This window comes from Streptomyces fragilis (assembly GCF_003112515.1).
Classification (GTDB): Bacteria; Actinomycetota; Actinomycetes; order Streptomycetales; family Streptomycetaceae; genus Streptomyces; species Streptomyces fragilis.
Window position 1 is genome coordinate 910,388 of record NZ_BEVZ01000004.1, and the last position, 20,115, is coordinate 930,502.

Here is a 20,115-nt window from a genome sequence, read left to right on the forward strand (position 1 = left end):
TCACACAGCCGTGACCGTCAGCCGACGTACTCGTAGGTCCCGGAGGCCTGCTCGAAGAGCCGGGTCACCTGGTCCTTCTCCGCCTCGGGACCGCGCAGTTGCACCACGTGGTAGCGGCCGCCGTCGAGGATCGCCAGGTTGCGCACGAAGAGCTTGCGGCCCCGGTCGTCGGTCCAGGTGAACTCGCCCTCGGCCATGACCTTCCCGCCCACCTCGATGCGGCGCAGCCCGCCGGAGCCGGCCCAGGTGGAGTCGCGGTAGGGCTGCAGCTCCGGTTCGTGCTCCTGCTGGTAGACCTGGGGGTCGCGGCCGTACTGCTCGGCGCTGTCCCTGCCCGGCACCACGATCAGCCGGAAGTCGCCCCTGGAGTACACCACCTGGCCCTGCCCGTTGCGGGGGGTGCGCTGCCAGCCGCTCGCCACGGCGACCCGGAAGCCCTCGGGGTCCTTGCGCAGGGTGAAGCCCTCCGCCACCTCGCCGCCGGTGTCGCCGGAGGGTTCGGCCGGAGGCTTCTTCGACGGGGACGCGGACGGGGTGGGCTTCCCGGCGGGCTCCTCGGCCTCCCCGGAGTCGCCGGCGTCCTCGGTCGGCGTCGTGCCGGCGGGGAAGGAGTTGCCGGAGCGGTCCTGACCGCCCGCCTGCTCCCCGGCCTTGGGCATGAAGAACATCGCGTAGGCGACCGCGCCGGCCAGCAGGAGCAGGACCAGGGTCAGCAGCGTCCGCCCGAGCTTGCGCGGCGAACGCTCGTGGTCCCGCGGCTCCAGACGGTCGACGCGGTCCATGAGGTCGACGCGGTCCGCGCGCGCGGTGCGGGCCGTCCGGTCCGCCCCCGCGCGGCGGTGCCGGGCGCGCGACGACGCCGCGTCACGGCGGGCGTCCCGCCGGGCGTCACGGCGGCGGCGCACCAGCTCGCCCTTGCGGCGCACCATCGGCAGGCGCTCCGGGTCGGCCGGCGGCAGCGCGACCAGGTGCGCGCCCGCGTCCGGTTCGGGCGCGGACCGCACCAGGGAGCGCAGCCAGCCGCCCAGCTCCTCGATGTCGGGCCGGTCGGTCGGGTCCTGACGCAGCAGCGACTCCACGACTGGCCGCAGCGGCCCGCACTCCTCGGCGAACGCGGGGGGTTCGGAGCACACCAGCTGCACCAGCTCGGCGGTGGAGTCCTCGGGGTACGGGGCGTGTCCCTGGACGGCGCGGAACAGCAGCGCGCCCAGCGCCCACAGGTCCGTCGCGGGGCCGACGGGCGCGGCCAGCTGCCAGTGGTCGTGGACCGGGTGGGCCTGCTCGGGCGCCCACCGCTCGGTGACCGCGCCGACCACCGTCATCCGCGCCTGCCGGGCGCGCTCGGCGGCGAGCGGGGTCGCCGGCCCCCGGCGCGGAGCCGAGGGCGCGGGCGTCACCGGGGACGCGGACGGCGCCCCCGGCCCGGACGCGGACACCGGCCCTCCGGACGAGGGCGCGGCCCCGGACGCGAGTTCCGGCGCGGACCCGGACGGGGGCGCGAGCTCCGGCGGGGACGCGGGCGCGGGCAGTGGTGCCGCGGGCGGCAGGGGAGCCGGGGCGGGCAGGGGCTGCCGGGCCTGCAGCGGCACCGGCGCGACGGCCGGGCGGGACCCCGGCTCGGCGGAGGGCGGGGAGTCCGGAGAGGCCGGCCACGCCGCGGGCCCGCCGCTGCGGGGGGTCGCTCCGTGCCAGGAGGGGCGCCCCTGGACGCCGTAGGGGTCCGCGATCCGGCCGGGCGGGTTGGCCTGCTCCTGCGGGGCGGGCACCCCCTCGACCGGCGTGCGCGCACCCGGCAGCGCCGGACGGTCGCCGCCGCGGTCCCGGACGGCCTCCCGCTGGGCGGCGCGGGCCTCCTCCGCCCGGGCGGCGGCCGCGCGGACACCGTCCCGGTAGGCGGCGGCCGAGCCCGCCCGGGCTCCGCTTCCCGGCTCGCCGTTCGGCCCGGAGCCGGCCGGTGCTGGCCAGTAGGGCGCGACCGGGGCGGGGGCCCAGCCGTCGGAGGAGGGCGAGGGGGCGGGCGGACCGGCGGCAGGAAGCGCACCGGCGGACACCGACCCCTCGATCTCCGTGCCCCGAGCCCGGGGCCCGGCACCGTACGCCTCGGTGCCGTACGTCTCGGTGCCGTACGTCTCCGAGCCGTACGTCTCGCTACCGAAGTCCTCGGAGCCGTACGTCTCGCTACCGAAGTCCTCGCCGCCGTACGTCTCGGTAGCGAAGGCCTCACCGCCGTACTCCCGGGCATCGGAGCCGTCCCCCCGGGCGGCCGCGGCCTCGGAGCCGTACGCGTCGGCGCGGTAGGTCCCGGGCCCGGCGCCGGCCGGGCCGTACCGCGGCGCCGGCGCGCCGGCCGGGCCGCCGGCGTCGGCCCCGAGGGTCTCCGGCTCCGCGCCGGGCGGTTCGGGGGCGTCCAGCGGCGGCGTCTCCGGCGGGACGGGGTCGTACCCGCACAGCGCCTCCTCGGCGGCGCCGGCGGCGAGACCGGTGAGCACCACCCGTCCGTCGTCGCCGACCATGACGGTGCGCGGCGTGATGTTGCGGTGCACCCAGCCGTGGCCGTGCAGCACCCGGATCGCCATCAGCAGGTCGGCGGCGACCTCGGCGGCCCGGTACGGCGTCAGCGTCCGCTCGGCGAGCAGGTCGCCGAGCGGACGGCCGGGCACCGCCTCGCCGACCACCCAGAGCGAGCCGCCCTCGGCGAACACGTCGTAGACCTGGTCGAGCCGGGGATGGTCGGCGAGCCGGGCCGCCTCCCGGGCGGCCTCCAGGGCGCGCCGCACCGCCGGCTCGGCAGGCTCCCCGCCCTCGCGGCCGCCGCGCCCGTGGGCCGCGCTGAACCCCTCGGGCAGGCCGTCCGCGTCGAGCACCTCGGCCTCGACGACCTCGGGCAGCGGGATCTGGCGGACCCGCACCTCCTGCCCGCTGTACGTGTCGAACGCCAGGCTCTCGGCGAGGTCGTAGCGGTCCTCGCCGGACGGGTGCACGGGCAGGCGATAGCGATCGGCGAGTATCCGTCCCGCGTAGTCGTCCACCACACCCTCCCCGCTCCGCCCGGCCGGTCACATCCGTTCGGTGTGCGCCGCGTTCCGGCCGTTCTGCCGTATGCGTACGGTCCGCGCTGGTTCACGATACGTGCCATGGCCGACACATGCCGCTCGGATGCGACATCCGGCCATGCCACGGCACGACGCTGTCAGGACTTCGGCTTGAAGGTGCTGGTCAGGGTGGCCCAGGTCTTCTTGCGCAGCTCGCCGTCCCAGTCGGCGGCCGGCGTCGTGTACATGAGCGCGTAGCCCTGGGTGGGACTCGGCACGAAGCCGCGGTCGACGGTGCGCTGCTTGGTGCCGTTGCCGTCGACGTAGGTGAACTCCCAGTCGGCGGCCTCCCAGCCGCGGTAGTCCACCCCCTCTATCCGGATCCGCCGGTACTGGTCGCGCACCATGGACTTCTCCAGCTGCTTCCAGTCGGCGACCGCGTCGTCCTTGGGGGTGCTGGTCCAGCCGATCAGCAGCTGCTGGCCGTCGGGGCCGGCGAAGCGGTCGCCGGCCGGGGAGGTGGAGCGGTAGCGCCAGCCGGAGGGGAGGCCGACCGTGTAGCCCTGCGCCGACCGGTAGGTGGTGGTCCTGAGGAGGCCGTCGTCGCTCTTGCCGGAGCCCTTGCCCTTGTCCTCGCCGCCCTTGTCGTCGGCCTTGCCGTCCTTGTCGGTCTTGTCGTCCTTCTTGCCGTCGTCGGCGGAGCCCGCGGAGGAGGCGTTGTCGCCGGGCTCGTCGGAGGCGTCGGCGGATCCGCTCTTCTTCCCGCCCGGTTCGGGCTCGCCGCCGGCGGTCACGCCCCCCTTGCCGGGCTCCTCCGAGTCTCCGCCGAGCGTGTTGACGAGCACGGCGATCAGCAGCACGAGGGCGGCCACCACGGCGACGGCGACCAGCACCGTCTGCCGGGAGAACACGTCGCCCAGCGAGCTGCGGGGCTTCACGGGGCGCGACGGGGCGGGCCGCTCAGGCATGTCGGAGGGCGTGCTCAGCAGGGGCCAGCCCGACCGGGCGCCCGGGGAGCCGGCCTGCGTGCCGGCCGACGACGAGGCCGAGGACGAGGCCGGTGACGAGGCCGAAGCGCCGGACGCGGACGACGCGACGGGTGTGTCGGTCGGCGTGGACGCGGCGCCGGCGGCAGCTCCCGCCGCCGCAGCCCCGGCCGCGGCGGACTTCGCGCCCGGTCCGGAGGCGGGCCGCGGCGTGGTGCCGGTGACGGGCAGCGCGGCGGAGCCCTTGCGCTCCTCGGGCAGCGGGACGGTCCGCACGGCGTCCACGGGGGTGGACTCCGCCTCGGCCGACGTCCGGGACAGCACCGCGCCGAGCAGCTCCCGTGCCTTGGCGTCGTCGATCCGCTTGGCGGGGTCCTTCTCCAGCAGGCCGAGGATGACCTCGCGCAGCGGCCCGGCGTGGCGCGGCTCGTCGACCGGCTCGGTCATCACCGCGGTGAGCGTGGCGATGGCGGAGCCCTTGTCGTAGGGCGGCACCCCCTCGACCGCGGCGTACAGCAGACCGCCCAGGGACCACAGGTCGGCGGCGGGCCCCGGCTTGTGGCCGCGGGCTCGCTCGGGGGAGATGTAGGAGGGCGCGCCGACCAGCATGCCGGTGGAGGTGAGCGAGGGGTCGCCCTCGATCTGGGCGATGCCGAAGTCGGTGAGGACCACCCGGCCGTCCTCGGACATCAGCACGTTGGACGGCTTCACGTCACGGTGCAGGATGCCCTCCCGGTGCGCGGAGCGCAGCACGTCGAGGACGGCGAGCCCCACCTCGGCGGCGCGGCGGGGGTTGAGCGTGCCGTCCTCGCGGATCACCTCGGCGAGGGACTTGCCGTCGACCATCTCCATGACGATCCACGGGCGGTCGTCCTCGTCGACCACGTCGTAGACCGTCACCGCGCTGGTGTTGCGGATGCGCGCGATCGCCTTGGCCTCGCGCAGGGTGCGGGTGATCAGCCTGCGCTTCTCGTCGTCGTCGATGCTGACCGGGAACCGTAGTTCCTTGACTGCGACCGTCCGGCCCAGCGTCTCGTCCTTGGCCCGCCAGACCGTGCCCATGCCGCCTCGGCCGACGACCGACTCCAGCCGGTAACGACCGGCGAGGAGACGTCCGGTCCTGTCCTGACGAGGTGTCCCCGCCCGCTCCGTCTCCGACATGCGTCCCCTCATGCAACCCGCCCTGACAGAGCCTCCATTGTCCCTTACCCGACAAGCGGGCGGGTCGCCGGGTGCCCGGTGAACCGGTGTGCCGTGCTTGCCCGATGACGGGCTGCCACGACACGTCTACCCGCACACCCGCCCACCCCCTCCACTCTCCTTCGCGGGGGCGCGGTTCCCGCTCAGGAGTGGACGATGTCGGGGGCTCCGAGCCGTGCCGCGTCGGCCGTGAGGTCGTCCGGCTGCCGCTGCGACTCCCGCTCGGCCTCCACCCGCTTCTCGTAGTACTCGATCTCCCGTTCCTTCTTCTCCTCGTCCCAGCCGAGGACCGGCGCCATCAGCTCCGCGGCCTCCCGCGCGCTGCGGGTGCCCCGGTCGAAGGTCTCGATGGAGATGCGCGTCCGCCGGGTCATCACGTCGTCGAGGTGCAGCGCCCCCTCGTGGGTGACCGCGTAGACCACCTCGGCCCGCAGGTAGTCGTCGGCGCCGCCCAGCGGGGCGCCCAGCGACGGGTCCTGGGCGATCAGGTCCAGCACCTCCTCGGCCAGCGAGCCGTAGCGGTTCAGCAGGTGTTCCACCCGCACCACGTGCAGGCCGGTGCGGGCCGCGATCCGCGCCCGGGCGTTCCACAGCGCCCGGTAGCCCTCGGCGCCCACCAGGGGGATCTCCTCGGTGACGCAGGGCGCGACCCTGCGGTCCAGCCCGTGCACCGCGGCGTCGACGGCGTCCTTGGCCATCACCCGGTACGTCGTGTACTTGCCGCCGGCGACCACCACGAGGCCCGGCACCGGGTGGGCCACCGTGTGCTCCCGCGACAGCTTGCTGGTGGCCTCCGACTCCCCGGCCAGCAGCGGCCGCAGACCGGCGTAGACGCCCTCCACGTCGTCACGGGTGAGCGGCACCGACAGCACCGAGTTGACGTGCTCCAGGAGGTAGTCGATGTCGGCGCTGGAGGCGGCCGGGTGCGCCTTGTCCAGGTTCCACTCGGTGTCGGTGGTGCCCACGATCCAGTGCCGGCCCCAGGGGATGACGAAGAGCACGGACTTCTCCGTCCGCAGGATCAGCCCCGTCGCGGAGTGGATGCGGTCCTTGGGGACGACCAGGTGGATGCCCTTGGACGCCTTGACGTGGAACTGGCCGCGCTCACCGACCATCGCCTGGGTGTCGTCCGTCCAGACGCCGGTGGCGTTGACGATCTGCTGGGCGCGGATCTCGTACTCGCCGCCGCCCTCCAGGTCCGTCACGCGGGCGCCCACCACCCGCTCGCCCTCGCGGAGGAAGCCGGTCACCCGCGTCCGGTTGGCGACCTGGGCACCGTAGGCGGCGGCCGTGCGCACCAGCGTGGCGACGTAGCGCGCGTCGTCCATCTGCGCGTCGTAGTACTGCAGGGCGCCGGTCAGCGCGTCCTTGCGCAGGCAGGGCGCGACGCGCAGCGCGTGACGGCGGGTCAGGTGACGGTGGCCGGGCAGGCCCCTGCCGTGGCCGCGGGCCAGGGACATGACGTCGTAGAGCGCCACGCCCGTGCCCGCGTAGGCGCGCTCCCAGGCCTTGTGCTGGAGCGGATAGAGGAAGGGCACCGGCTTGACCAGGTGGGGCGCCAGCCGCTCCAGGAGCAGGCCGCGTTCCTTCAGAGCCTCCCTGACCAGGGCGAAGTCCAGCATCTCCAGGTAGCGCAGCCCGCCGTGGACGAGCTTGCTGGAGCGGCTGGAGGTGCCCGAGGCCCAGTCCCGCGCCTCGACCAGGCCCGTCACCAGCCCGCGGGTGGCCGCGTCCAGCGCGGTGCCGGCCCCGACCACTCCGCCCCCGACGACCAGGACGTCCAGCTCCCGTTCGGCCAGGGCCGCCAGGGATCCGTCACGCTGCTCCGGCCCGAGTGTCGCTGTCCTCACCGCTGCCTCCCACGCTGTGGTCGTGTTGCTGCCGGTCGAACTGGGTGGGTCACCCGTGCTGATCGATTCTCACCGCCCCGCCCCGGATCGGCCACCACCCGTCCCCGGCCTGTGGACAACCTTCCCGGCATCGCCGCACGTCACCGACGGCCCATCACTCCTGAGGCTGATCCGCGTGATCAACACGCGCGCGGCATCCACAATCCCGCATAACGGTCATATTTACTCCTAGTCTGACAGTGCGCTCATCCCGGGCGATGTCCCCCGAACCGTTGGTCCCGACCGGCCGGAGGGATCTCCCGGGTGGCGCACCTGTCCCCCTCCGGCTATCGGGAAGGACGGCCCACCCCATGCCCGCAGATCTCGCCGTCATCGGACTCGGACCGCTCGGCCTGCCGCTGGCCCAGGCCGCCGTCGCCGCCGGTGTCCGTACCCTCGGCTACCGCTTCGGACCGGACTCCGGTTCCCTGACCGCCGCCGAACTCCGCCGCATGCTGGCCCGCGGCTTCCGCCCCACCACCAGCCCCGACGAACTGGGCAAGGTCCGCACCGCCGTCATCTGCGCCCCCGTCACCGGGGCCGCCGACGGCGGACTCGACCTCACCGGACTCACCACCGCCGCCCGCACCCTGGCCGCCCGGCTGCGCCCGTACACCACCGTGATCCTGGAGTCGCCGGTCCACCCGGGGACCACCGAGGGCCTGCTGCGCCACCTGCTGGAGGAGGGTTCCGGCCTGACGGCAGGCCGGGACTTCCACCTCGCCTACTCCCCCAGCCGCGTGGACCCCGGCAGCCGCACCTGGACACCGGCCAACACCCCGACCGTGGTCGGCGGCCTCACCCCCGCCTGCACCGAGTCCGCCATCGCCTTCTACTCCCGGATCACCGACCGGGTGGTGCGCGCCCGCGGCCTGCGCGAGGCCGAGACGGTGCAGCTGCTCGAGACCAACTTCCGGCACGTCAACATCGCCCTGGTCAACGAGATGGCGGCGCTCTGCCACGACCTGGGCGTCGACCTCTGGGACGTGATCCGCTGCGCCGAGACCAAGCCCTTCGGCTTCCACGCCTTCCGGCCCGGCCCCGGCGTCGGCGGTCACGGCCTCCCCAGGGACCTGACCGCACCCGCCCCGGGCCAGGCCGGGCCCGCCCTGCGCATGGTGGACCTCGCCCGGCGGGTCAACGCCGACATGCCCCGGTACGTCGCCCGCCGGGCCGCCGCCCTGCTCAACGAGCACGGCAAGTCCGCCCGCGGCGCGCGGATCCTGCTCCTGGGGGTCACCTACAAGCCCGACCTCGACGACGTGCGGCGCTCCCCCGCCGAGGAGATCGCCGTGCAGCTGGGCGAGCTGGGCGCGCAGGTCGCCTTCCACGACCCCTACGTCGGCGAGTGGCGCGTTCGCGACCGGTCCGTGCCCCGCGCCGACTCGGTCCTCGAGGCCGCGGCCAACGCGGACCTGACCATCCTCCTCCAGCAGCACCGGGCCTACGACCTGCAGAGTCTCTCGGTGAAGGCCCAGCTGCTGCTGGACACCAGAGGGGCGACGCCGACCGGGGCGGCCCACCGGCTCTGACGGCGGGTGCGGGACGGACGGGCGACCGGTGGCCGGAATCCCTCGAAGGCGACGCGGCTCCACTGCTACTGTGCCGAGTCCTCGCACACCCGCTCGTATCCACGGGGGAATGTCATGACGCAGCCAACTCCGCCGCAGCAGCCGGCCCAGAACAACCCGTACGCCGCCGCCCCGGGCGTCCCGCCGCAGGGCGCTCCGCAGGGTCCGCCGCAGGGCGCTCCCTACGGTGCGCCCGAGGGAGCTCCGCAGGCCTACCCGGGTCACCCCGGCGGCGGCCCGGGGGCGCCGGCCTACACCTCGCCCGCGATTCCCGCGCTGCCCTCCGGCGGCAAGCTGGCGCTGGGCGCCGTGGCCGCCCTGGTCACCGGCCTGGTGGCCGCGGTGATCTACGGGCTGATCATGGGCAAGGCCGAGGTGGAGGTCGGCTACGCCGCCGTCGGCGTCGGCGCGCTGGTCGGCCTGGTCAGCGGCAAGGTCGCCGGCGGCAACCCGGTGACCGCGATCATCGGCGCGATCGTCTCGCTCGGCGCCGTGTACCTCGGCCAGCTGATCGGCTACTCCGTCAGCGCCGCGGACCAGACGACGCTGCTCGGCGCCAACTTCTTCGAGGTGCTGACCGGGCACTTCGACATCATCCAGCAGGTCTGGAGCGAGGAGCTCGACCTGCTGACCATCGCGTTCATCGCCTTCGGCGGCTTCGCGGCGTTCAGCGTCGCCAAGAAGGTCGGCCAGGACTGAGCCTCCCGGCCCCACCGCACGAGGGCCCGCCACCGGTGTCGACCGGTGGCGGGCCCTCGTGCGTGACGCGTGCCGTCGTCAGCGGCGGTGCTGGGAGTCCGCGACCGTCACCTCGACGCGCTGGAACTCCTTGAGCTCGCTGTAGCCCGTCGTGGCCATGGCCCGCTTCAGCGCGCCGAAGAAGTTCATCGACCCGTCCGGCGAGTGCGAGGGACCGGTGAGGATCTCCTCCAGCGTGCCCACGGTGCCCAGGGCGACCTTCTTGCCGCGCGGCAGCTCGGCGTTGACTGCCTCCATGCCCCAGTGGTGGCCACGGCCGGGCGCGTCGGTGGCACGCGCCAGCGGGGAGCCGATCATGACGGAGTCCGCGCCGCAGGCGATCGCCTTCGGCAGGTCGCCGGACCAGCCCACGCCGCCGTCCGCGATCACGTGCACGTACCGGCCGCCGGACTCGTCCATGTAGTCCCGGCGCGCCGCCGCCACGTCGGCGACCGCGGTGGCCATCGGCACCTGGATGCCCAGCACGTTGCGCGTGGTGTGCGCGGCGCCGCCGCCGAAGCCGACCAGGACGCCCGCCGCGCCGGTGCGCATCAGGTGCAGCGCGGCCGTGTAGGTGGCGCAGCCGCCGACGATCACCGGCACGTCGAGCTCGTAGATGAACTGCTTCAGGTTGAGCGGCTCGTGCGAGGAGGACACGTGCTCGGCGGACACCGTGGTGCCGCGGATCACGAAGATGTCCACGCCGGCGTCCACGACCGTCTTGGAGAACTCGGCGGTGCGCTGCGGGGAGAGCGCCGCGGCGGTCACCACACCGGCGTCGCGCACCTCCTTGATGCGCTGCCCGATCAGCTCTTCCTTGATCGGGGCGGCGTAGACCTCCTGCAGGCGGCGGGTGGCCGCCTCGGCGGGCAGCTCGGCGATCTCGTCGAGCAGCGGCTGCGGGTCCTCGTAGCGGGTCCACAGGCCCTCGAGGTTGAGGACGCCGAGGCCGCCCATCTCGCCGATGCGGATGGCGGTGGCCGGGGAGACGACCGAGTCCATCGGCGCGGCCAGGAAGGGCAGCTCGAAGCGGTAGGCGTCGATCTGCCAGGCGATCGAGACCTCCTGCGGGTCCCGCGTACGGCGGCTCGGGACGACGGCGATGTCGTCGAAGGCGTACGCCCGGCGGCCGCGCTTGCCGCGCCCGATCTCGATCTCAGTCACGTCTGTGGCCTTTCCCTCTGCTTGTCAGGCGTCATCCAGTATCGCCGACGCCCACGAAGAGGGCGGCACCCGCACCCGGCGGGGCCGCCCTCTGGGAACTGTTCAGGTACTGCGGGTCAGATCTGGCCGCTGTAGTTCGGCGCCTCGACCGTCATCTGGATGTCGTGCGGGTGGCTCTCCTTGAGGCCGGCCGAGGTGATCCGGACGAACCGGCCCTTGGACTCCATCTCCTCGATGGTCGCCGCGCCGACGTAGCCCATGGTCTGGCGCAGGCCGCCCACGAGCTGGTGCAGCACGTTGGAGAGCGGGCCGCGGTAGGGCACCTGACCCTCGATGCCCTCGGGGACGAGCTTCTCGTCGGAGCTGACCTCGGCCTGGAAGTAGCGGTCCTTGGAGTAGGACTTGCCCTGGCCGCGGGACTGCATCGCGCCGAGCGAGCCCATGCCGCGGTAGGACTTGAACTGCTTGCCGTTGATGAACTGCAGCTCGCCGGGGGACTCCTCGCAGCCGGCCAGCAGGCTGCCCAGCATCACGCTGTCCGCGCCGGCGGCCAGGGCCTTGCCGATGTCGCCGGAGTACTGCAGGCCGCCGTCGCCGATCACCGGGACGCCGGCCGCGCGGGCGGCGAGGGAGGCCTCGTAGATGGCGCTGACCTGCGGGACGCCGATGCCGGCGACCACGCGGGTGGTGCAGATGGAGCCGGGGCCCACACCCACCTTCACGCCGTCGGCGCCGGCGTCGATGATCGCCTGCGCGCCGTCACGGGTGGCGACGTTGCCGCCGATCACGTCCACACCCACCGCGGACTTGATCTTGGCCATCCAGCTCAGGGCGTTGCTGTTGTGACCGTGGGAGGTGTCCACGATCAGGAAGTCGACGCCCGCGGCGGCCAGCGCCTGGGCGCGCTCCAGCGCCTCGGGGCTCGCGCCCACGGCGGCGCCGACGAGCAGGCGGCCCTCGGCGTCCTTGGCGGCGTTGGGGTACTGCTCGGCCTTGACGAAGTCCTTGACCGTGATCAGGCCCTTGAGGACGCCTTCGCCGTCGACCAGGGGAAGCTTCTCGATCTTGTGGCGGCGCAGCAGGTCGATGGCGTCGCTGCCGGAGATGCCGACCGTGCCGGTGACCAGCGGCATCGGCGTCATGACCTCGTGCACCTTGCGGGTGCGGTCGGACTCGAACGCCATGTCGCGGTTGGTCACGATGCCGAGCAGCCGGCCCGCCGGGTCGGTGACCGGGACGCCGCTGATGCGGAACTTGGCGCACAGCGCGTCGGCCTCGGCGAGGGTGGCCTCCGGGTGCACGGTGATCGGGTCGGTCACCATGCCGGACTCGGAGCGCTTCACGAGGTCGACCTGGTTGACCTGGTCCTCGATCGACAGGTTGCGGTGCAGCACGCCCACGCCGCCCTGGCGGGCCATCGCGATGGCCATCCGGGACTCGGTGACCTTGTCCATCGCCGCGGACAGCAGCGGGATGTTCACCTTGATGTTCCGGGAGATCCGGGTGGAGGTGTCGACCGCGTTGGGGAGGACGTCCGACGCTCCCGGTAGCAGCAACACGTCGTCGTAGGTCAGCCCGAGCGTCGCGAATTTGGCGGGCACTCCGTCGACGTTTGCAGTCATGACACCTTCCCCATGGCCTTGATCGGTGCGGATGTCCATGCTAACGGGATCCGGCGCCCCGGCATTCCACCGTTCGAGGACGCGACGGGTGACAGGACGGTCCCGCGTTCGGTTACCGGCGGTGAGCGGGCAGCGGGTGTGTGCGCGGCGAGTCGCGCCACGCCGGGCGGGATCCGCCCTTTGGCCGGAAAACGCCGGTCCGGCCGTCGCGCGCGGTGACCGTCACTGCTCGGCGAGCGCCCGCAGACGGCTCAGCGCACGGTGCTGGGCGACCCGGACGGCGCCGGGTGACATTCCCAACATCTGGCCGGTTTCCTCCGCCGTCAGGCCGACGGCGATGCGCAGCAGCAGCAGTTCGCGCTGGTTCTCCGGGAGGTTGGCCAGCAGTTTCTTGGCCCATTCGGCGTCGCTGCTGAGCAGCGCGCGCTCCTCGGGGCCGAGCGAGTCGTCGGGCCGCTCGGGCATCTCGTCGGACGGCACCGCCGTGGACCCGGGGTGACGCATCGCGGCCCGCTGCAGGTCGGCGACCTTGTGGGCGGCGATGGCGCAGACGAAGGCCTCGAAGGGCCGGCCGGTGTCCCGGTAGCGCGGCAGCGCCAGCAGCACCGCGACGCAGACCTCCTGCGCCAGGTCCTCCACGAAGTGGCGGGCGTCGCCGGGAAGCCGGGACAGCCTGGTGCGGCAGTAGCGCAGGGCCAGCGGGTGCACCCGGGCCAGCAGGTCGTGCGTCGCCTGTTCGTCCCCGTCGACGGCACGATGGACGAGAGCACCGATCACCGTCGTCTCGTCGTCGCGCATCGCTCCATGGTGCACCGGAGCGCGCGAGGCGGGTCCGCCACGGCTCTGGTTGTGCACCGAAGCGTTATGAGCAGGTGCGCCGGCACTCATCCCCTGCGCCCTCCCCTTCCGCTCGACCGACTCGTCCCCGAGAACTCCACATCTCAAGGATGCGGCATCCGCGGCGAAACGAGCATCGGGCACCTGTCAGGAGCTTCTGCCGTCTCCGTCACAGGTGCGGCAGGCGGGGTCCGCCGGAGAGATCCCCGGCACCCCGCCCTGACGCAGTCATCGAGGCGACCCACCTGGCCGGGTCCTACCGGACCAGACCCCACCGGAAGCCGAGTGCCACGGCGTGCGCCCGGTCCGAGGCGCCGAGCTTCTTGAACAGCCGGCGGGCGTGGGTCTTGACCGTGTCCTCGGAGAGGAACAGCTCGCGGCCGATCTCGGCGTTGGAGCGGCCGTGGCTCATGCCCTCGAGGACCTGGATCTCGCGCGCCGTGAGCGTGGGCGCCGCGCCCATCTCGGCGGAACGCAGCCGACGCGGGGCCAGCCGCCAGGTCGGGTCGGCCAGGGCCTGCGTCACCGTGGCGCGCAGTTCGGCCCGGGAGGCGTCCTTGTGCAGGTAGCCGCGGGCGCCGGCGGCGACGGCGAGCGCCACGCCGTCCAGGTCCTCGGCGACGGTCAGCATGATGATGCGGGCCCCGGGGTCGGCGGAGAGGAGGCGGCGGACCGTCTCGACACCGCCCAGGCCGGGCATGCGGACGTCCATGAGGATGAGGTCCGAGCGGTCGGCACCCCAGCGGCGGAGGACTTCCTCGCCGTTGGCCGCCGTCGTCACGCGCTCGACGCCGGGCACGGTCGCGACCGCGCGGCGGAGCGCCTCTCGGGCAAGCGGGGAGTCGTCACAGACGAGGACGGAAGTCATGACCGCCCTCCGCAGCTGATGCGCGTCACCTTGAGCCTCCAGGCTGGTACGAAATCGTCACCTGTGCGGTCGATCCTTCGCGGGCCTCTCGGATCATCCACCCGAGCGCTTGTTCCGTCGACCGCCTCGCCCTCTCAACGACGGTCACTCGAAAGAGTTACGGGGAGAAAGGCCGACTTCAGCACTCTACGTGAGGGGGTCATCACCTCTCGGTCACACACAGCTTGCACACAAGTTTTCCCCAGACCATCTGACCCGATTGGTCCCATTTCTTCCGTTTTGCTGGTGTCTGTGACTAGATTCGCAATGAGTCATATTTTCATCTCCTTAGATCGTTCGTAGATCTCCATTGATCGCGGGTACGCGGTCGCCGAACCGGCAACCAGCACCAAGGGGACACGTCATGGCCGATTTCTCCCGCCTTCCCGGTCCTAACGCGGACCTGTGGGACTGGCAGCTCCACGCCGCCTGCCGCGGGGTCGACAGCTCGCTCTTCTTCCACCCCGAAGGGGAACGCGGCGCGGCGCGCAGCGCCCGTGAGAACTCGGCCAAGGAGGTGTGCATGAGGTGTCCGGTGCGGGCCGAGTGCGCGGCGCACGCCCTGGCGGTGCGCGAGCCCTACGGGGTGTGGGGCGGCCTCACGGAGGACGAACGCGAGGAGCTGATGGGGCGGGCACGCCACCGCCTGGTGCCGGTGCCGGACCGCGGCGGGCACGCGGGGCGCGGCGGCCATGGGGCGGGGCACGACGGCGAGGAGGAGGGGGTCGACTAGCCGGCCGCGGTCGCCGGTCACAGGTGAAACGTTTCTTCGACGCGACTCGGCGCGACGCGTCGCGGCACGGCTCGGCGCGGTGCGGTTCAGCGGTTCCGGTTCCCGTTCCGCGGCGTCGTTCCCCGCAGCCCGGGGGCTCAGCTCCGGGCGGCCGCCGCGCGCTCGAGCTGCCGGAGGGTGGCCGCCACGGCGGGGACGTGCTCCAGGTCGGCGAGGGTGAGGGCGACGACCTCGCGCCGCACCGCCGGTTCGACGCGGACCTCACGCACGCCCCGCCCGCGCACCGCCTCCACCGCCAGCCGGGGCAGCACGGCCACCCCGAGCCCGGCGCCGACCAGCCCGACCACCGCCGGGTAGTCGTCCGTCGCGAAGTCGATGCGCGGCGTGAAGCCCGCCTGGGCGCACACCTCCACCAGCTGCCCCCGGCACCGGGGGCACCCCGCGATCCACGGCTCCCCGGCCAGTTCGCCGATGCCCACGGACTCGGCGGACGCCAGCCGGTGCCCCTCGGGCACCAGACCCACCAGGCGGTCGCTGAGCAACGGCCGCACCACCAGGTCGTCCCACTCCTCCGACTCCGGTCGCTGCCTCGCCCCGGTCCCCGGACCCGTCGCCGTCCCGCGAACCGTTTCCGTCCCCGGACCTGTCGCCGTTCCCGTCGCCGTTCCCGATGCCGACGCGGTTTCCGTGGAGTCGCCCGCGCGGCCGTACCGGAAGGCCAGCGCCACGTCGCAGTCCCCGGCGCGGAGCATCTCCACCGAACGCGGCGGCTCCGCCTCCTCCAGCGAGACCTGGGTGCCGGGGTGCTCGGCCCGCAGCGCGGCCAGCGCCGTCGGCACCAGGGTGGAGCTTCCGCTGGGGAACGACACCAGCCGTACCCGCCCGGCCCGCAGCCCGGCGATGGCGGCGACCTCCTCCTCCGCGGCGGTCAGGCCCGCGAGGATGCCCGCAGCGTGGCGCACCAGCGCCTCGCCCGCCTGGGTGAGGCGCATGCCCCGCCCGGCACGGACGATCAGCGGGGTGCCCGCCGAGGACTCCAGCGCCTTCATCTGCTGGCTCACGGCCGGCTGGGTGCAGCCCAGCTCCCGAGCCGCGGCGGAGAAGGACCCGGTGGTGGCGACGGCGCGCAGGACACGGAGATGACGAGCTTCGATCACCCTTCCGAGCATAAGTCAGCCTTGGAGCGCTACAGGAAAAACTTCCTCCCGCTTTGGGCGGAGCGGCGCTACCGTGCCGCTCATGAAGGTCCTCTCGATCAATCTCGGCTCCGCCTCCGCCGTCACCTACACCAGCCAGCGCGACGGCCTCACCGGCATCGACAAGCGGCCGGCCGACGGCCCCGTCCGGATCTCCGCCCCCGGCCCCAAGGGCACCGGGGCGAGCGGCCTGACCGGCGACGCCATCTGCGAACTGCGGCATCACGGCGGCGACGACCAGGCGGTCTACGCCTTCGCCCGCGAGGACCTGGACGAGTGGGAGCGCGAACTCGGCCGCCCGCTGCGCAACGGGGTCTTCGGCGAGAACCTCACCGTCTCCGGCCTCGACGTCTCCGGCGCGCGCGTCGGCGAGCAGTGGCGCGTGGGGCCGGACGTCGTCCTCCAGGTCACCTCGCCCCGCATTCCCTGCAACACCTTCCAGGGCCACATGGGCGAGCCGCAGTGGGTGAAGCGCTTCACCGCGAAGGGGGCGCCCGGCGCCTACCTCCGGGTGGTCGCCCCCGGCGAGATCCGGGCCGGCGACGCCGTGGAGATCGTCCGCCGCCCGGACCACGAGGTGACGATCGCCCTGTGCTTCCGCGCGATGACCCTGGAACGGGCCCTGCTGCCCCGCCTCCTGGAGGCGGGCGAGGACCTTCCCGAGGAGGAGCGCGCGGTCGTCCGCAAGTACTCCGCCCGGCAGTCCTCCTGACGCGCGTTTCCCGCCGGCCGCCCCACCTCCCCCACGCGTCACCACCTGCTTAACCTGACCCCATGACTACGGCTCTGATCACAGGTTCGACGGCCGGCCTCGGGGCCGCCTTCGCACGACGGCTGGCGGCCCGGGGGCACAACCTGGTGCTGGTGGCCAGGGACACCGAGCGGCTGCGCAAGCAGGCGACCGAACTGCACGACCGGCACGGCATCGAGGCCGAGGTGCTCACCGCGGACCTCGCCACCGACGAGGGCATCGAGGCGGTGGCGACGCGCCTCGGTGACCGGCACCACCCGGTGGACCTCCTGGTCAACAACGCGGGCTTCGGCAACAAGGGCCGCTACCTGGAGGTTCCGGTCGCCGACGAGCTGAGGATGCTCAAGGTCCACTGCGAGGCCGTGCTGCGGCTGACCACCGCGGCGGTCGAGGGGATGCGCGAGCGCGGGCGGGGCGGTGTGATCAACGTGGCCTCGGTCGCGGCCTTCGTCCCGCGCGGCACCTACGGCGCGTCCAAGGCGTGGGTCGTCCAGTTCACCCAGGGCGCGGCCCGCGACGTGGCCGCCGACGGCGTCCGGCTGACGGCGCTGTGCCCGGGCTTCGTGCGCACCGAGTTCCACGAGCGGGCCGGCATGGGCACCGACAACATCCCGAACTGGATGTGGCTGGACGCCGACAAGGTCGTCACCGCGGCCCTCGACGACTTCGCCCGCGGCAGGACCGTCTCCATCCCGGACCCGCGCTACAAGGCCCTGCTCGGCCTGACCAAGCTGGTCCCGCGCAACCTGCTCGGCGGCGTCTCCTCCACGGCCGGCCGCAAGTACGGCCCCGGTCGCTGAGGGCGGCCCAGCGGCTGCGCCGGTTAGGCTACGGGCAGCCGGGCAGCTCCGATTCCGGTGGGCGTCATGACCCAGCCGTGCTCCAGCCCACCACTCACCGATGGGGATCCCCATGGCCAACCGACGCAACGACATGCTCGGCGTCGGCGGACAGCGCAAGAAGCTGTCCCGTACCGACCAGCAGGCCTCCGTCACCGCGAGCTCGAACAGCCGGCAGACGGCCGCCGAGCAGAAGCGTGAACTGCTGCGCAGGATGCGCGAGCGCGCACAGGCGGGGCAGAGCGCCCAGCAGTGACGTGCTGAAACGCGTGGGGCCGCCTCCTTCCGTGAGAAGGAGGCGGCCCCACGCGTTTTCCCGCGCACCGTGCGCACGGTGCTTCAGGGCCCGCCCTCAGGACGTCAGGGCGAGCAGTCCCGCCGCTGTCGGCCTGAAGCCGCAGGCGTCGAAGTAGAACGTCCGCAGCGGCTCCTCGAAGTCGACGTGGAGCCACCCGCACCCCGCGGCCCTGGCCTCGTCGGCCGCCCGGCGGACCAGGGCGGTGCCGATGCCCTCGCCCTGGCGGTCCGGGGCCACGACCGTGTCCAGCAGGAACGCGTGCGTGCCGCCGTCCCAGGCGACGTTGACGAACCCCACCAGGGTCCCGTCGTCGCGGGCGCAGACCCAGCCGAGGCTGTGCCGCCGCAACTGCTCCGTCCATCCGCCCTCCCCCGGCGGACGGCCGAACGCAGCAGCGTGCAGCGCCTCCAGTTCCGTCTCCCCGACCTCACCGCGCCACTCGTACGTGATCGTCATGCGGGGAGGGTAGGCGCCCGGCCGCGGCTGCCACCTCCGACTTCGGCCGGCCTCGGGGTCGGACCGCGTCACCTGGTCCCGTCGGGGCAACGCGCCGAGGCCCGGCGTCCCGCGGGGAGCGGGAGGCCGGGCCTCGCTGGGAGAGCGGGGTGGCTCAGTGGGAGTGGCCGTGGCTGTGGCCGTGACCCGCCGGGGCCTCCTCCTCTTCCTTCTTCTCGACGACCAGGGTCTCGGTCGTGAGCAGGAGGGAGGCGATGGAGGCGGCGTTCTCCAGGGCGGAGCGGGTGACCTTGACCGGGTCGATGACGCCGGACTTCACCAGGTCGCCGTACTCGCCGGTGGCGGCGTTGTAGCCCTGGCCCTTGTCCATCTCCTGGACCTTGGAGACGATCACGTAGCCCTCGAGGCCCGCGTTCTCGGCGATCCAGCGCAGCGGCTCGACGACCGCGCGGCGGACCACGGAGACACCGGTGGCCTCGTCGCCGTCCTTGTCGAGGTTGCCCTCGAGGACCTTGGCGGCGTGGACCAGCGCGGAGCCACCACCGGAGACGATGCCCTCCTCGACCGCGGCGCGGGTCGCGGAGATGGCGTCCTCCAGACGGTGCTTCTTCTCCTTCAGCTCCACCTCGGTGGCGGCGCCGACCTTGATCACGCACACGCCGCCGGCCAGCTTGGCGAGGCGCTCCTGGAGCTTCTCGCGGTCCCAGTCGGAGTCCGTGGACTCGATCTCGGCCTTGATCTGGGCGACGCGGCCCTGGACGTCCTCGGAGGAGCCGGCGCCGTCGACGACGGTGGTGTCGTCCTTGGTGACGGTCACGCGGCGGGCGGAGCCGAGCACCTCGAGGCCGACCTGGTCGAGCTTGAGGCCGACCTCCTCGGCGATGACCTGGGCGCCCGTGAGGACGGCCATGTCCTGCAGCATCGCCTTGCGGCGGTCGCCGAAGCCCGGGGCCTTGACCGCGACGGCGTTGAACGTGCCGCGGATCTTGTTGACGACCAGGGTCGACAGGGCCTCGCCCTCGACGTCCTCGGCGATGATCAGCAGCGGACGCGAGGCGTTCGACTGGATGATCTTCTCGAGCAGCGGCAGGAGGTCCTGGATGGAGGAGATCTTGCCCTGGTTGATGAGGATGTACGGGTCCTCGAGGACGGCCTCCATGCGCTCCTGGTCCGTCACGAAGTACGGGGACAGGTAGCCCTTGTCGAAGGCCATGCCCTCGGTGAAGTCCAGCTCCAGACCGAAGGTGTTGGACTCCTCGACGGTGATGACACCGTCCTTGCCGACCTTGTCCATCGCCTCGGCGATGAGCTCGCCGACCTGCTTGTCCTGGGCGGACAGCGCGGCGACGGCGGCGATGTCGGACTTCTCCTCGATCGGGCGGGCGGTCGCGAGGAGGTCCTCGGACACGGCCTTCACCGCGGCGTCGATGCCCTTCTTCAGGGCGGCCGGGGAGGCGCCGGCGGCGACGTTGCGCAGGCCCTCGCGGACCAGGGCCTGGGCGAGCACGGTCGCGGTGGTCGTACCGTCACCGGCGATGTCGTTGGTCTTGGTCGCGACCTCCTTCACCAGCTGGGCGCCGAGGTTCTCGTACGGGTCCTCGATCTCCACCTCGCGGGCGATGGTGACGCCGTCGTTGGTGATGGTCGGGGCGCCGAACTTCTTGTCGATGACGACGTTGCGGCCCTTCGGACCGATCGTCACCTTGACCGTGTCGGCCAGCTTGTTGACGCCGCGCTCGAGGGCGCGACGGGCGTCCTCGTCGAACTTCAGGATCTTCGCCATGGGAGCGGTTCAGCCCTCTCGGGAGAATGCGGTGTATCGCCGTCTGTCGGAGCAATACGAAGTCTTGAAAAAGCGAACTGCGCCCCGGCGCCCGGCTTATGGCGCGGGAGTCC

At 73.0% G+C, this 20,115-nt stretch carries 16 protein-coding genes; 6 read left to right on the forward strand and 10 right to left on the reverse strand.

Features of this window, described 5'->3' with window-relative positions:
* Positions 1-17: 17 nt before the first annotated feature.
* The 3 genes from Sfr03f_RS17220 to Sfr03f_RS17230 all read right to left on the reverse strand — a co-directional run bounded on the left by Sfr03f_RS17220 (position 18) and on the right by Sfr03f_RS17230 (position 7,068).
* Positions 18-3,029 carry a serine/threonine kinase C-terminal domain-containing protein gene (locus tag Sfr03f_RS17220; protein WP_108955053.1) on the reverse strand — a complete coding sequence of 1,004 codons (3,012 nt, stop codon included), beginning with the start codon at positions 3,027-3,029 and terminating at the stop codon, positions 18-20.
* Between the two features lie 161 nt (positions 3,030-3,190).
* Complete coding sequence (locus Sfr03f_RS17225; protein ID WP_108954757.1) at positions 3,191-5,179, reverse strand: serine/threonine-protein kinase; 1,989 nt, start codon at positions 5,177-5,179, stop codon at positions 3,191-3,193.
* Between the two features lie 182 nt (positions 5,180-5,361).
* On the reverse strand, positions 5,362-7,068 hold the full coding sequence (locus tag Sfr03f_RS17230) for a glycerol-3-phosphate dehydrogenase/oxidase (protein WP_108954758.1): 1,707 nt from the start codon (positions 7,066-7,068) through the stop codon (positions 5,362-5,364).
* A 350-nt stretch (positions 7,069-7,418) separates the two neighbouring features.
* Between Sfr03f_RS17230 and Sfr03f_RS17235 the strand changes: the two genes are divergently transcribed.
* Together Sfr03f_RS17235 and Sfr03f_RS17240 are read left to right on the forward strand one after the other, a co-directional pair.
* Positions 7,419-8,639: a nucleotide sugar dehydrogenase gene (locus Sfr03f_RS17235; protein ID WP_108954759.1), complete on the forward strand. Its 1,221-nt coding sequence runs from the start codon at positions 7,419-7,421 to the stop codon at positions 8,637-8,639.
* 114 nt (positions 8,640-8,753) lie between these two features.
* The gene (locus Sfr03f_RS17240) at positions 8,754-9,377 is read left to right on the forward strand and encodes a hypothetical protein (RefSeq protein ID WP_108954760.1); all 624 of its coding nucleotides are present in this window, start codon (positions 8,754-8,756) and stop codon (positions 9,375-9,377) included.
* A gap of 78 nt (positions 9,378-9,455) precedes the next feature.
* Here the strand turns inward: Sfr03f_RS17240 and Sfr03f_RS17245 are convergent, their stop codons facing one another.
* The 4 genes from Sfr03f_RS17245 to Sfr03f_RS17260 all read right to left on the reverse strand — a co-directional run bounded on the left by Sfr03f_RS17245 (position 9,456) and on the right by Sfr03f_RS17260 (position 13,907).
* Positions 9,456-10,580, reverse strand: a complete 1,125-nt coding sequence (locus Sfr03f_RS17245) for a GuaB3 family IMP dehydrogenase-related protein (RefSeq protein WP_108954761.1) — start codon at positions 10,578-10,580, stop codon at positions 9,456-9,458.
* A gap of 116 nt (positions 10,581-10,696) precedes the next feature.
* Positions 10,697-12,202 (reverse strand): IMP dehydrogenase, encoded by a 1,506-nt coding sequence (gene guaB / locus Sfr03f_RS17250; protein ID WP_108954762.1) that lies wholly within the window; start codon positions 12,200-12,202, stop codon positions 10,697-10,699.
* A gap of 222 nt (positions 12,203-12,424) precedes the next feature.
* On the reverse strand, positions 12,425-13,000 hold the full coding sequence (locus tag Sfr03f_RS17255) for a sigma-70 family RNA polymerase sigma factor (protein WP_108954763.1): 576 nt from the start codon (positions 12,998-13,000) through the stop codon (positions 12,425-12,427).
* 295 nt (positions 13,001-13,295) lie between these two features.
* Positions 13,296-13,907: a response regulator transcription factor gene (locus tag Sfr03f_RS17260; RefSeq protein ID WP_003948568.1), complete on the reverse strand. Its 612-nt coding sequence runs from the start codon at positions 13,905-13,907 to the stop codon at positions 13,296-13,298.
* A 403-nt stretch (positions 13,908-14,310) separates the two neighbouring features.
* Between Sfr03f_RS17260 and Sfr03f_RS17265 the strand changes: the two genes are divergently transcribed.
* Positions 14,311-14,679 (forward strand): WhiB family transcriptional regulator, encoded by a 369-nt coding sequence (locus Sfr03f_RS17265; RefSeq protein WP_245967601.1) that lies wholly within the window; start codon positions 14,311-14,313, stop codon positions 14,677-14,679.
* 137 nt (positions 14,680-14,816) lie between these two features.
* On the opposite strand, the gene Sfr03f_RS17270 is transcribed toward Sfr03f_RS17265, so the two are convergent.
* A complete protein-coding gene (locus Sfr03f_RS17270; protein ID WP_108955054.1) occupies positions 14,817-15,836 on the reverse strand; it encodes a LysR family transcriptional regulator in 1,020 nt (339 codons plus the stop codon).
* An 82-nt stretch (positions 15,837-15,918) separates the two neighbouring features.
* Here Sfr03f_RS17270 and Sfr03f_RS17275 point away from each other — a divergent pair, with 82 nt between their 5' ends.
* The 3 genes from Sfr03f_RS17275 (at position 15,919) to Sfr03f_RS17285 (ending at position 17,721) form a co-directional block, all read left to right on the forward strand.
* Positions 15,919-16,587 (forward strand): MOSC domain-containing protein, encoded by a 669-nt coding sequence (locus tag Sfr03f_RS17275; RefSeq protein WP_108955055.1) that lies wholly within the window; start codon positions 15,919-15,921, stop codon positions 16,585-16,587.
* A gap of 62 nt (positions 16,588-16,649) precedes the next feature.
* Positions 16,650-17,426 (forward strand): SDR family NAD(P)-dependent oxidoreductase, encoded by a 777-nt coding sequence (locus Sfr03f_RS17280; protein ID WP_108954764.1) that lies wholly within the window; start codon positions 16,650-16,652, stop codon positions 17,424-17,426.
* Between the two features lie 112 nt (positions 17,427-17,538).
* Entirely contained in the window at positions 17,539-17,721 is a 183-nt protein-coding gene (locus tag Sfr03f_RS17285; protein WP_108955056.1) for a DUF6243 family protein, read from the forward strand.
* Positions 17,722-17,817: 96 nt separating this feature from the next.
* Here the strand turns inward: Sfr03f_RS17285 and Sfr03f_RS17290 are convergent, their stop codons facing one another.
* A complete protein-coding gene (locus Sfr03f_RS17290) occupies positions 17,818-18,219 on the reverse strand; it encodes a GNAT family N-acetyltransferase (protein ID WP_108954765.1) in 402 nt (133 codons plus the stop codon).
* Between the two features lie 154 nt (positions 18,220-18,373).
* On the reverse strand, positions 18,374-20,002 hold the full coding sequence (gene groL, locus Sfr03f_RS17295; protein ID WP_108954766.1) for a chaperonin GroEL: 1,629 nt from the start codon (positions 20,000-20,002) through the stop codon (positions 18,374-18,376).
* Positions 20,003-20,115 lie beyond the last annotated feature (113 nt).